The following is a 12,631-nucleotide window of genomic DNA, read 5'->3' on the forward strand; positions in this document are numbered from 1 at the left end:
GCACGTTGCTCCCGATCCGAGACCATAGGGGCCAGGCCGGGGGCGATTGGGCGACGTTGGCGGTCAGCTCCACACGATTAAGGCTGCCAGACTCCGTGGGTTCTTCCGCGGCGCCCTCCCTCCCCTGTTCGCTCGAACGTAGGCCGAGCAGACCGGGCCACCCCTCCTGGTCGCTTGGAAGCCGCCATCTGAACGCAGGTTGCGGCCATTGACAGATGGTTGTGAAGATCAGGGTCCCTTTCGAGGCCACGATGCCCTTGCTGAGTCTTCGACAATCAGGTCGCGGCGAGAGTCTCGGGGCCGAGGATCTTGGTGTCCTGGGCGGCGGCGATGCGTTATTCGCCATCCTTCTTTGCCAGAAGGTACAACGGGGTGTGTGGGACCGCGTCGGGATGGTCGGCCACTGACGCGGCCGGATCCTCATGTCCGCGAAACACCCCATCGAGCGGCTGCCCGCCGTGGGTGACCGGACGCTGGCGGATCTTGACCGCCGCGATATCGGATCGGATGAACAAGATGTACTCGGCCTCGTAGGCAGCGGTCACCGGCTGCTCAATCGTGCCAGCCAGCACCTTGTGGGCGAATGCGCTGATCTCCGCGAAACCAGTCAGTCGCTTTCCGTGAGCGGTGGTCCAGACGGTGTCCTGGCGGAATGCGGTCATGAACGCGTCCGGAAGCGCGTTCTGCTGGGCGCATTCGACTCCAGAGACCAGGGCAATAATGGCGTCCACGTCTTCCTGGGGTTCCGTGACACCGGCGACTTTGGGCCTCATGATGCGTCTTCTCACCGCGACGGGGGCGCCTGCGTATCGCCCGCGATCTCCGTTCGGCACACGTTCAGCCTCCAACATCAACCAAGGTTGAGATCAATGCAGTGTGGCGTGACGAGGTGGCAGAGCTTGCCGGCAGAGGTGGACGGCACCTCGCTCGTTCGTGCCGTCGCCACTGAGGCCTCCCACGAACGGTTGGCCTGAACTGCATTGAATAGGACTGGTCACCTCGCGGAAATGCTGTTTTCCTTCGGCGTTGCAGGAAATAGGTGTGGAGCATCAAGCCTATGAGAGCTGCCGGTACGCGGGTCAGTTCTTCAAGAACAAACGAGGAGTGTGATTGCCAGTGGATGATGCCGTGGGGAAAATTTATGAACGTTACTATTCCTCGGATCTGCCAACTAAACTTTCGTATCTGATGGCCGCTGTCTGCGTGGCCAACTCAGAATCGATATGGTCGTGAACACGCTGGTAGGTATAGCAACCAGGAGAGCCCAGGAAAGTCGTTCCGTACGTCGAGCATCGCATACGTTGTGCGCGAGGCTGAAGTCGTCCGTTACTGTGCCTCCTCGATCCCATGACTTTATCGCTCCACCCTGGGGCGTCTTCGGGGGACCGGAGATGATAAGAGAGCCACACGTCAACTCATTTCCATCTGCTGTCCCAATTCCACGGTATCCGATAGGAGGCACTATCAATAGATACGCAAGTGCAATATATCCGAGGGCGGCGAGGACTGCAGATTTTGGTTTTCTTGCTGACTTGTTATCGGTAATTTGCGACACCTTCTTAACGCGGGCCCTAACGAGGGGGTTCTATGGTTGCCGGGCGTGAATCCACTAACTGCACTTATTCGAATAGCAAGATTGTGAAATTGAGCAGGTGATTTGCCGGGTTCATGGTCGGGATTCTAATCTTCGCCCTTTCTTCTGAGGTCCTCTGACTCCTCATAACCCCCATTGTAAAACTTTACATACTCATTTGCTTCTTCCTTGAATCCAGTCGCCCCCAGTGATCCATCGATGTTTCCGAATGCTTGGTCGCGGCGCCCTGGCTTTAGTTCCTCAGGTATTTTCGGCAGCCCCTCAAGTCCCGACACAGAGTATTCTCCGTTCGTAAGATTTTCATGTATTTTATCCTTGCCGATTTCCCCGTTTTCCTTGAGGTGGTTGAGCATTTGCAATTTTATTTCCAATTCCGTTCTCATTTCTCCGTCGTTCATGTAGGATGCCTCTCCGCTCTTGAGTGCGTCCTCCACTGCTTCGTACTTTGATGGATTGTGGTCCCAAAAGTAATCTGTTCCACCCTTAATCAAAGTTGCCGTTGAGCCTCCAACGTAAGGAATCTCACCGACAAGTTGGTCAACGAAAGCTTGGGTCGACACCTTTCCGATGGTGTTAAGGTAGTCCTCTGCTGCTCGTTGGTCGCCGAAGCGACGGAAGCCCTCGTTGTAAACTGCGGAGTCGAATAGACCCTTGAGCCTCCCGCTGTTTCCCCCGGTTACCGCGTGAGGATCGTCCAATTCATCGCTCCCACTGGCTTCGAAGTAAGTTTCGACCATGGTAGCTTGATGATTCTTAATATCTGTATACATCTCCTTGGCAGAATCTTCATCGCTCGCTATGAGCTGCATGAAGTTCACTCGATTCTCTGCGGGAATGGAAATATACTCTCCATTATCTGAAAGCGGATCATCTTCTTCGCCGCTGTAGAAGTTGAAGTGCTCAGATTCGGAATCTCTGCCAAAGTCGTTTATGTATGATTCGAAGATACTGAGCATGCTCTTAGATAGCTCTGGATTGGCTTCCCCGAATCCCGAACCAAAGAAATCGCTGAAAGAATCATTGGTTTCGATTGCTTCATGCATCGATTCATCAGTGATCCTCTCGATGAATCCTATGGCAGCTTCTGCGGCAATTCGTCGAGTTTTTTCTGCGTCTTCAACCTGGCGATAATTACTTGAGTCAGAGGCCTCTTCATCTGAGTCTTCCGCGATCCAGTCGGTAAGCCCGGCTAGGGCCTTCCCATCGTCCTTCCAATTGTAGGAGTAGAGTCCCTTTAGTGCTTTTGTAATATCGTCATCAGTTAGAGATGAGCTTTCGTAGTTCCCTGTGAGGATGAGGTAGTTCGCGTTCTTGTTGAGTGTGGTCCGTTCAATGACGTTCTGGAACGGTTCACTTCCAGCGTGACTGTCGAAATGGAGAAAATTTCCCCCGTTTTTCTCAAGTTCTACTCCAATGGTTGTTGTGAGGCCTGCTGAGAATCCAGTTCCTCCTTGTAGTTTTTCGGGGGCATGCTGCAGCAGCTGGGAAAGCCTGTAAGTGTCATGCGCCCAGTTGTCGATCTTTCCTGGATATTCGTATCTACCAGACCCCTCCACTGCGTTTTTGACGCTTGCTGGGACGTCGTCGTAGCCGCCCCCTAGGCGAGTGTCTGATGCTACGAGGATGCCGCCTCCGATGGCACCCAGGATGGCTTTCTGGTCGTCCTCTGGGACGTCTAGCATTTCCAAATGGTCAGGAAGGGATAGCACGCCAGGTGATCTGTAGATATTGTGTGCTTCTCCTTCTGTGCCTGGTGGTACTGGAACGGGGTCAAGGGTTTCTAGTTTTGAATTGACGGCATCAATGAACGCTTTCTCGTCCTTGCTGAGGCCCTTTCCAGTACCTTGGTGCTCCGCCGATTTTTTTCCAAGGGCATTAAGGATGAGGACGAGCTCTTCGTAATCGCAGTCAGCAAGGGTTCCGTCCTCTATTCCTTTTTTGAGCTTTTCGGCGTATTTCTTTCCGCTTTCCTTGTTTACAGGTAGGGGGATGGGCTGGGTAGGGCCCAGGATGTTGTAGGCGCCCCAGCCAACTACGCCAGCGTCAGTTAGTCGTTTGATGACTTCATCGTCGACACCAGTCTCCAGGTCGTTTTTGCGTTGCTTTGCTTCCTCCTCAAAGTCTTCTTGGGCCTTCTCTGCTTGCTTAATGAGCTCCCTCAGTTTGTTTTCTTTAGCGGTGTCATACGAGACCCAGGGAGCCCCAGGCCAGTTGCCTACAGTGGATGAGGAGGAGGGGTATCGAGGGATGCTTGTTGGGTTGTTGGGATCAGAGGCGGTCGCAGTTGGGCCAGGTCTGGGCGGGAAGGAGTCCCACTCCTTCTGAATTTCGTCCAATTCCTTCCGGAAGTTCTCTACGTTCTTGACCCATAGATCCGTGATCCAGGTGCCTACCATGCAGTTCGCAGAGGCGTCTCTCCACTTCTGCTCGTCATATTGCCCTTGTGTCTTGATGTCATCCGCGACAAGTTCTGAGAACTCGGAGGCGCTTTGTGTTATGGCACTTCTTACATCTCCCCCGTGTCCCGTCATTTTCTGGACAATGTTAGTGAACTGCTTCGAAGCGTCTTTCAGGTCGTCGACTCGGATTGTGTCGTCGTCGTAGTTATCGCGGAAAAATCTTCCCATGGAGGGCTCCTCTACAGATCGACGTTCGGGTTGCGCTTCAAGAATGCGTCGCCGGAACGTTGGAAATTATGAGCATTTTCATCATCAGTTGCTCCGAGGGCGCCTCCTGCGACTTGGATGTTTCCGCCCATCTGCTTTCCGTGCTCGGCAACCTTCATCATGACCCCGATAGCGTCACCGCGGAAGAGTGAGTAGCCATCACCAACAGCCTGTTTCCCAGAAGCATCTTTTGCATTTTCACATGCTTTTTTGAAAATTTGTTCGATATCCTTAAATTGCTCGGAAATTTCTACTGTCTGTTTGCCCTTTTGTTTGGCTGGTTCCGGGTTTCCGGCCGGTCCTTCGGCCATGGGACTCCTGTCACAGGTGAAGGTAGGGAGGGGCAGGCGTGATCCGCACCGTGGTCACTCTGGGTGATGTCTTGCTGATTGAAGTAGCTAGTACGTTTACCACAATCAGGCGGCATACTGCTCATGAAGTCTGCGTTGCGTGTGGTGTCCCTCGTTGACCGGTGTCACAGGGGCCATTAATGTCGCTGTGGGCGTGGTCCAGGGGGTATGTGGCGGTGTGCCGTCGGCGTTGGCCCGCCTGGGCCTTGGTGAGCGCGCGCGGGGCCAGCCCCCGCGCTTCCCCCAGTCTTGATTCTCATTCCGAAGGGATGCACATGAGTGAACACGTTGGTTTGACTCAGGCAGATGCGCTCTCGAAGGGGGGTGAAGGCCTCGGGGAGTCGTCTGAGGGGCTGTGGCAGCAGCTTGGGCGGCTAATCGAGGACATGGACAAGGACAGCCAGTCGCTCCAGGGCAACGCGCTGCACAAGTTCCGGCAGGCGCGGGGGGAGCTGACGCAGCGGTTCGACGAGCTGATGACCTGGTGCTCGAACAACGGCATCAAGTTGAACGAGGGCCAGAAGCAGATCAACACCACCGACACCCAGGCCGGTGACGACTTCGGCAGCGCGGGCAACCAGCTCGGCGGTCTCTCGCGTCCGGTCAACGGCTAAGGCAGCCAGTAGGGCTAAGAGCCGCCGGGACGGTTCGGTCCTGCGGGTGAGCTCGCGCCCCTAACTTCTGTCCCCCTCCCTGGTACAGGGACCCCACTCACGAGTAGGAAAACGTCATGTCTTTTGAGGTCTACGGCAACGTCGGCGGCCTGCAGAATCTCGCGGAAGAACAGCAGGGGTACCTGCAGCGGTTCCAAGGGATCATGGAGCAGATCAAGACGCAGTCCTCCAGCACGGTCGACAAGTGGGAGGGCTCCGGTAGCCCCGAGTTCCAGGCCAAGGCTCAGGAGTTCGACAGCCACTTCAACCAGGTCAACAGCGCGTTCGCTAAGGTCATTGACGCAACCGACGGTGCGGCGAACAACTACCGCAAGCTGTCCAACTACCTGAACGGTCTGTTCTAGCCGCTCTCGGCCCTACACGACGGTCTTCTCCTGTGTCCCACTCAGCGTCGTCCCCTTCATCCGCGCCGGCCGCCCCCGGGAACCCCAATGACATGGTTCCGGAGGCGTTCCAGTTCACGCCCAACGCCGAGCAGTACGTGCTACAGGCCGACGCGTTGCGTCGGCGTCAGCTGCGCGCCGCGCTGCTGTACGGCTCCAGCCGCTACTGGCGGCGGCGGCAGCGTGTCTGGCCCGCGGTGATCGGCGGTGTCATCCTGGTCGCGATCATCTGCGGCGGCATCTCCGTGGCCTCCGCCTTCCACAAGCAGCAGGAGATCAACAAGGAGCGGGAGAGCGCCCGCAATCCGGGGTCGGTCTCCCAGCAGCAGAACCCCGCCGGGCAGTCGGGCGCGGGCGGGAAGTAGCGGTAGGTCGGTGTGTGTGCGACGGGCGGAGACGGACCGATGAGGGCGGCGGCCGGATCCGGCCGCCGTTTTCTCATCGGATGGTCCCGGAAGATGCCATGGTGGTGTGGCGTGTGAGGGTTGCAGGCGAATGAGGAAAGAGAGCACGTAAATGTCGGGTGGGGAGCGCTCCACTGTGCGCGTGGATGGGTTCCACTCCCTGGCGCTGGCCTACCGAGGCCGCGAGTCCCAGGTGTACCGGGCCATCAGCGCGCGCGTCGATGCCCCGGTCGCGCTGAAGGTCATGAACAACGCCGCGGGCTTCGACGAGATTCTCCGCGTTCGAGATCTCGGTACCGCCCAGGGGGTTGTGCCGCTGCTTGACGTGGCCCGCACCGCGTCCGGCGAGTCCGTCAAGGTCATGCCCTTCTACCCTGACGGCTCCTACACCGACATCCTGGAGCGGAGCGGGCCGGTCCACCCTCGGGAGGTCGTGCGCGTCGGGCGTGCCGTGGCCGGTGCGCTCTCCGTCATGCACAGTCGCGGCCTGCTGCACAACGAGATCGTTCCCAGCAACATCCTGCGCGCGTCCAGCTCCGCTGTACTGACCGACTTCGGGTCGACCGCCGAGATCGGCGCCCCGCCGCCGAAGCTGCGCACCAGCTCCGAACTCGTGTACCACGCACCGCCCGAGGTCCTGCGCGGGATGGACACGTCACCCGCGTCCGATATCTATGAGCTGGCGTCGGTGCTGTGGACGCTCCTCGCCGGGCACGCCCCCTTCAGCGGCGACAACGCCGCGTTCCTCGGGCCGCAGGAGTACGCGGCCAACGCCCTGAAGACCCCTCCGGCGCCGGTGCGGCGCCGCGATGTCCCGTGGCGGCTGAACAACGTCCTGCTCCGGGCCCTGGCCAAGGACCCGGCCGAACGCTACGCGACACCGAGCGAGTTCGCGGTCGAGCTTGAGCGGACGTGGACCGAGCGTCCCGACGCGGCGCACGCCGCTGCACCGTCGGCACCCGCGCCTTCCGCCTCCACGGGTTCCTCCGCATCCTCCGCACCGGCTCCGCCGACTGCTCCCAGCGGCCCGACTCCGTCCCACGCGCCGGGGCGGACACCGCAGACACCGCCCCCCGAGTCACCACAGCCGACGGCTCCGCGGCCCGAAGCGGCAGGATCATCGGGGAGACCGACCGGGCCACAGACGCCGCCCCAGCAGCACGCCTCGGCGCGCCCCGCTCCTCAGCCCTCGGCCCCCCAGGCCCCGGCCGCACCATCACAGGGGGCGGTGCCGCCGTCGGGGCCCCAGGCTCCGATGACGCCGCCGTCACCCATGCCTCCTGCAACGCCGCAGGCGCCGACCCCGGCGCCTGCGGCGTCGCAGCCATCCGGGCCGCACGCTGGAACGGGGCCCGCCCCGTCCGCGCCCCATGCGTCTGGCCCGCAGGCGCCGGTGGCGCCACAGCCGCCTGTGGCACCTCCACCCGGCCCGCAGGGCGCAGCCGCTCCACCCGCCGCCCCACCGGCCGCGCCCCAGCATCCGTACCCGCAGCCTTCCCAGCCGCAGGACCAGGCGACGCGGAACCCGCACCCGGCTCCGGAGGCTCCGCCGGGGGCGCCACCGCGCCCGATCGACGCCGGCCCGGGGGAGCAGGTGCGCGAGCCGCGGCACGCCGCCGGGCCGCCTGTTCGACCTGCCGCCCCGGAGCCGGTTCAGCCCACGCCCCCCGATCCCGCTCCTACGGCACCCCCCGGCGGTTCCCTGCCGAGGCCACCCGCGCCCGGCCCGACCTCCCGGCCCGCCAAGTCCTCCCACTTGGCCGAGAACACCGGTGTCCATAACCTGCTGGAGCGCATCCGCGGGGAAGCGAGCGCGGAGCTTGTCGCCGAGCACGCGTGGTCCCGCTTGGAGGGCTGGAGGGGTTCGGCCGATGCACCGCCGTTGCCGGGCCTCCCCGGCACCGGGTCGAGCGGTGCTGCCCCGGCCGACCGGGCCGGTGGTGAGGACGTGCCGGACTTCTCCGACCCCGGCCCGGTCCAGCCACCGCGTTGGCGTCGCCACCTGCACATCGTCGCCGCGGCCGCTTCCATCATCGTGATCACGGGTGCCGCGGGCGGCCTGTCGGTGACGCGCCCCGGTCCCGGCCTCAGCACCTCCAACGCCCAGGCGGCGGAGTTGCTGCCGGGCGGCGACAGTGGCCAGGGCAAGGAGGAGCAGGAGGACCGCGAGGGCAAGGAAGACACGGAGGGAGAGAAGGGAGACGGCGGCTCCGCTACTACGGAGAAGAAGTCCGAACCCCTCCCGGAGGTCGCTGCCCCGTCGAATGTCTCCGTGCAGGACAACCTGAGCAGTGTCCAGGTGCAGTGGACGGACAAGTCCGGTGGCAAGGCGAGCTACTTCGTGGTCGGCGGCGCCACCTACGAGGACCCGAAGACGCTGGTCCGCACCGGTGCGGGAGTGACGGTCGCCCAGGTGACCACGGATGACACGGTGGCCGAGTACTGCTTCACCGTCGTCGCCGTCGACGGCCGGTCCGCCGCGGCCCCGGAGGTCTGCACCAACCGCGCGGGCGCACGTGCCGAAGCCGAAGCCGAGCGGAAGCGCAAGGAAGAAGAAGAGAAGAAGAAGGAAGAGGAGAAGCAGAAAGAGGAAGAGGCGGCCGACGAGGACGCGGACACGGGTGCCGACACCGGCTCCGACTCCAAGAGTGAGAGCAGCTCGGAGAAGAAGTCCAGCGGGTGATCGTCAGCGTGCTGTCCCGGGGCTCTGCGCTGGGACGTCATGCGGGGTGAAAAGAAGCTGACGCGCCGCCACCCTCCGGATAGCGCTCCACGGCCGGTCGCACGAACCTCACAGCCCGGTGGTAGTCCGGGCGGCCTTTTCCCCTCTGCCATGGCTTGATGCCCGGCCCGCGCCGGAAACCTGATGCGTCAGGTCCGTCATCACGCGTACCTGGGGGTCGCCGTGGGAGCACGATGCACCGTCCACTTCGAAGCCCCCGTGCTGGGTCGGGGTTCTCGAACCCGACGATGACGAGGGCGTCCGCGCCGCACGCCACATCTTCGGAGCCGAGCCCACCGGCCCGGAACTGCTGGACTGCACGCGCCACCACTTTCTCACCCTGTACGAGCGCGCCCCCGCCGGTCCCCGCCGATGAGCCGCGTCGCGCCGGCCGGCTGCGGGCGCGGCGGCGTGGCCGCTGATCATCAATCCGAACCCCTGTTATTGGGCGGTTGTTGCCCAGGGCAGTCGCAGCGCGAACTAAATCTCCGGTGACCTGTCCGGGTCATTCCAGGCATCGCTGAGCTGAGCGGCGACGCGCTCCCGGTGTGGGGCGACGTGTGGACGGGGACGTGAAGGGCCTCGCGCGTGGGGGCGGGCTGCGCGCGGCGGCGAAGCAGGCCTCCGGGGTGTGCCCGGCTCTGTGCCTCGCCGCCGGTCCTAGAGCGTGTATCGAATGTGCTGGTCGCCAGCGCGACACCCACGGCGGACGACCCAAAATCACGTGCAACCTTCGCCCAATCATGCTGGGATCAATCGCCATGAATGCCCATTTCCTGAATGAAGCCGACTTGATGGACAGGATGGAGCGGAACCTGGCGGAACATGCCTGTCACCTGCATCGGAGCATGACCGGTGCGGCCGTCACAGAGACGGGTGACCTCCTGGTCGCCGACAGTGGCCTGGACGACGACACTTTCAATATCGTTGCCGCGGCCCGCTTCGCCGCCGCCACCGCACCGGCACGTATCACCGCGACCGCTCGGACGCTGGCTTGCACCGGCCGCCGTTTCTCCTGGTGGGTGGGGCCTGCCTCGACACCACCGGACCTCACCGCCCGCCTGATGGCGGCCGGTCTGCCAGCGTCCGAACATGAGACGGCCATGTGGGCCGAGCTGGACGACACCCTGCCACTGCCCGCCGCCCAAGGACTGGACATCCAGACGGTGACCACGTCCGAACAGCTCGCCGACTACGCCACGGTTCTCGCTGCGAACTGGACCCCGCCCGCCGACACCGTCCGCCGCTTCTTCGCCCAGGCTGCCCCGCAGGCACTGGCCGCACACTGCCCGGCCCATTACCTGGTCGGCTACGTGGAGGGCCGTCCGGTCTGTTCGGCCGAAGTGTTCCATCACGCCGGGGTTGCCGGGATCTACAACATCTGCACTCTGGCCGCCCACCGCCGACGCGGCTACGGCGGCGCCATCACGCTCGCCGCACTGCGCACGGCCCGCGACCGCGACCACCGCATCGCGGTCTTGCAGGCGTCCGCCGACGGCGAGCCCGTCTACCGCCGCCTGGGTTTCCACTCCTGCGGCCAGTTCGCCGAACACGCCATCAACCCCTGAACCACCCGAACTTCACAAGCCTCTGCCCACTCTTCCAACGGCGCTGGTCACAGCCACATGTTGATGGCCGCCATGAGGACCGTCGCCTCGCAACTGTCCCGGCCCGTGGCCGGGCCAGCGGCACTGGCCGTGACCACGAGGCCGGCGAGCAACTCGCCGCGCGTCCGTTGTTCGGCTTCGGCCGCTGAGGCGCAACAGCAGCAGCACGGCGGGGACGAGGGCGGCACGCTCAAGGAGGCGCTGTTCCCCGTCGGCCAGCCCGGCGCCGCGAAGGACGGGGTCGGTGAGCCGGTCGTGGGCGTCGGCCGCGCGGCTCTGGTGACCGGGTGCGCTCCCGGAGCAGGGAGGTGGTCGCGTCCTGTTCGGCCAGTGTGTCCCGCGCCTCCTGCGGCCTGCGCGCGTTGTCGATGGCGTCGGCACAGTGGCTGTCGAACGCAACCGGGTTCCCGACGCGGGCCTCGGAACGCCGGTCGGCCCCGGGGTCGACCGCCAGGAGCGCGGCTGTACGGGGCGGAACGTCCTCGGCGGCGCCTGCTCCAGCCGCCGTGCCCCATGCTTCATCGTGCGCCGTTGGCGGCCCGGGAGCGGAGGGCCGATCGTCCCTGGCGTCTCCCACACGATTGACACGCAGCCTTGCGGTTGCCTATATTTTCATGCAGCCAAAAGGTTGCATATTTGGAGCGGAACGCGATGGACGAGGTGTTCAAGGCGCTGGCTGACCCGAGCCGCCGGCGACTGCTGGACAGCCTGAACGCCAGGAACGGGCAGAGCCTGCGGGAGCTGTGCGCAGGGCTGGACATGGCGCGGCAGTCGGTCAGCAAGCACTTGGCGGTGTTGGAGGCGGCCAACCTGATCACCACGCTGCGGCGCGGCCGGGAGAAGCTGCACTACCTGAATGCTGTGCCCATCAACGCCATCGCCGAGCGCTGGATCAGCCAGTACGACCGGGAGCGCGCGGTCGCGCTCGCCAACCTGAAGACGGCATTGGAGGGGGACACCGTGACGCATCCGGATTTCGTCTACACGACCTACATCAACACCACAGCGGAGCGGCTCTGGCAGGCACTCACAGACCCGGCCTTCACCAGGCAGTACTGGGGACCGGCGTTCGAGACCGACTGGGCGGCCGGGTCGGCCATGGTCTGGGAAGAATTCGGGGTGCGGACCGCCGACCCGCAGCAGGTCGTGCTGGAAGCCGATCCCTACCGCCGACTGTCCTACACATGGCACACCTTCACACCCGAATGGGCCGAGGCCGTTGGGGTCGACGAGCAGACCCTCGCCCAACTGGCGGCCGAGCCGAGATCAAAGGTGACGTTCGAGATCGAGCCGCGCGGGCCGCTGGTGAAGCTGACCGTCATCCACGACGGCTTCGAACCGGGCAGCACCGCGCTCGGGATGGTCCGGGAGGGGTGGCCGCGGCTGCTGTCGGGCCTCAAGACCTTGCTGGAGACCGGAGAACCCCTGCCCGCCGAGGCGGCCGGAGAGGCCCGATAGCAGGGACCTCGCGTCAATCGGTCGACGGCCAGGGCAAGGGCTCGGGTCCGGGCGTTCCTTCGAATGGGAGGGGTGCGGCACGGGGCTCGGCCCGTGCTCGGGCGGCGGTGTCGCGGTGTCTACTCGCCTTTCTCTTCGGTGGGCTGCGACGCTGACGCGCGGGCTCGGGAGTACGTCGCTGCGGCGGCGATTCCGACGAGCCATCCGAGGACGGTGGAGGTGCTGTCGGCGCCGTAGGGGGAGAACCAGCTGAACAGGTTCGATGAGCCGGTGGCGTTCGCCGGGTACTGGACGCTGTAGCTCTTTTCAGCATGCAGCGGCCTGATGAGCTGTTGGGAGTTGAGCCAGCCGTAGCTGCCGTTGTGACGGTCGGTGGACTCCGTACCGTTCCCGACCGACGAGTAGAACAGCTGGGCCCGGGTGTGCGTCTCGACACTGGCGCCGATGAACGCGCCGAGGGCGATTACCGCCCAGCCGAGGATGAAGATGGTGAAGGCGGCTTTCGACGGAGTGATGCCGACGAGGACCGTGTACATGAGTGCTGCTGCGATGGCGACCGTGGTCAGGAGCCCCGCGATGCCCGGAAGCGACGCGAGGGTTCCTTGCGCCAGGGCAGCGATAACGGCCACGGCGGTCGCGGCGATGAGGGTGGCGGTCGTGATGAGGGTTCGACGCTGAGGGGTCATGGGCCCGGAACGTACCGGTTGGTAATGACGGCAGCGGGCGCGGCGAGGGCGTCTCAGCGACCCCGGAGTGAGCCGGCCGCGACGGTG

11 protein-coding genes are annotated in these 12,631 nt (G+C 63.6%); 7 read left to right on the plus strand and 4 right to left on the minus strand.

Annotated elements, in window-relative coordinates; genetic code table 11:
• Positions 1-335: 335 nt before the first annotated feature.
• The 3 genes from ABD259_RS11050 to ABD259_RS11060 all read right to left on the minus strand — a co-directional run bounded on the left by ABD259_RS11050 (position 336) and on the right by ABD259_RS11060 (position 4,571).
• Positions 336-773, minus strand: a complete 438-nt coding sequence (locus ABD259_RS11050; protein WP_344109083.1) for an SgcJ/EcaC family oxidoreductase — start codon at positions 771-773, stop codon at positions 336-338.
• Positions 774-1,680: 907 nt separating this feature from the next.
• Positions 1,681-4,221, minus strand: a complete 2,541-nt coding sequence (locus ABD259_RS11055) for a TPR repeat domain-containing protein (protein ID WP_344161959.1) — start codon at positions 4,219-4,221, stop codon at positions 1,681-1,683.
• 11 nt (positions 4,222-4,232) lie between these two features.
• Positions 4,233-4,571 carry a hypothetical protein gene (locus ABD259_RS11060; protein ID WP_344161962.1) on the minus strand — a complete coding sequence of 113 codons (339 nt, stop codon included), beginning with the start codon at positions 4,569-4,571 and terminating at the stop codon, positions 4,233-4,235.
• A 314-nt stretch (positions 4,572-4,885) separates the two neighbouring features.
• Between ABD259_RS11060 and ABD259_RS11065 the strand changes: the two genes are divergently transcribed.
• From ABD259_RS11065 to ABD259_RS11090, 7 genes are all read left to right on the plus strand, one after another.
• Entirely contained in the window at positions 4,886-5,224 is a 339-nt protein-coding gene (locus ABD259_RS11065) for a hypothetical protein (protein WP_344109089.1), read from the plus strand.
• 116 nt (positions 5,225-5,340) lie between these two features.
• The gene (locus ABD259_RS11070) at positions 5,341-5,628 is read left to right on the plus strand and encodes a WXG100 family type VII secretion target (protein WP_344109091.1); all 288 of its coding nucleotides are present in this window, start codon (positions 5,341-5,343) and stop codon (positions 5,626-5,628) included.
• A gap of 92 nt (positions 5,629-5,720) precedes the next feature.
• Entirely contained in the window at positions 5,721-6,032 is a 312-nt protein-coding gene (locus ABD259_RS11075) for a hypothetical protein (RefSeq protein ID WP_344109093.1), read from the plus strand.
• Between the two features lie 181 nt (positions 6,033-6,213).
• Positions 6,214-8,754, plus strand: coding sequence for a serine/threonine-protein kinase (locus ABD259_RS11080; protein ID WP_344161965.1), 2,541 nt, complete (start codon positions 6,214-6,216; stop codon positions 8,752-8,754).
• Positions 8,755-8,953: 199 nt separating this feature from the next.
• Positions 8,954-9,169, plus strand: a complete 216-nt coding sequence (locus tag ABD259_RS25845; protein WP_412759486.1) for a DUF2992 family protein — start codon at positions 8,954-8,956, stop codon at positions 9,167-9,169.
• A 472-nt stretch (positions 9,170-9,641) separates the two neighbouring features.
• Positions 9,642-10,361, plus strand: a complete 720-nt coding sequence (locus ABD259_RS11085; protein WP_344107635.1) for a GNAT family N-acetyltransferase — start codon at positions 9,642-9,644, stop codon at positions 10,359-10,361.
• 675 nt (positions 10,362-11,036) lie between these two features.
• On the plus strand, positions 11,037-11,858 hold the full coding sequence (locus ABD259_RS11090) for an ArsR/SmtB family transcription factor (RefSeq protein WP_344161968.1): 822 nt from the start codon (positions 11,037-11,039) through the stop codon (positions 11,856-11,858).
• A 119-nt stretch (positions 11,859-11,977) separates the two neighbouring features.
• Here the strand turns inward: ABD259_RS11090 and ABD259_RS11095 are convergent, their stop codons facing one another.
• Positions 11,978-12,544, minus strand: coding sequence for a hypothetical protein (locus ABD259_RS11095; protein ID WP_344161971.1), 567 nt, complete (start codon positions 12,542-12,544; stop codon positions 11,978-11,980).
• Positions 12,545-12,631 lie beyond the last annotated feature (87 nt).

The organism is Nocardiopsis rhodophaea, assembly GCF_039530945.1.
In the GTDB taxonomy this organism is placed as follows: Bacteria; Actinomycetota; Actinomycetes; order Streptosporangiales; family Streptosporangiaceae; genus Nocardiopsis_C; species Nocardiopsis_C rhodophaea.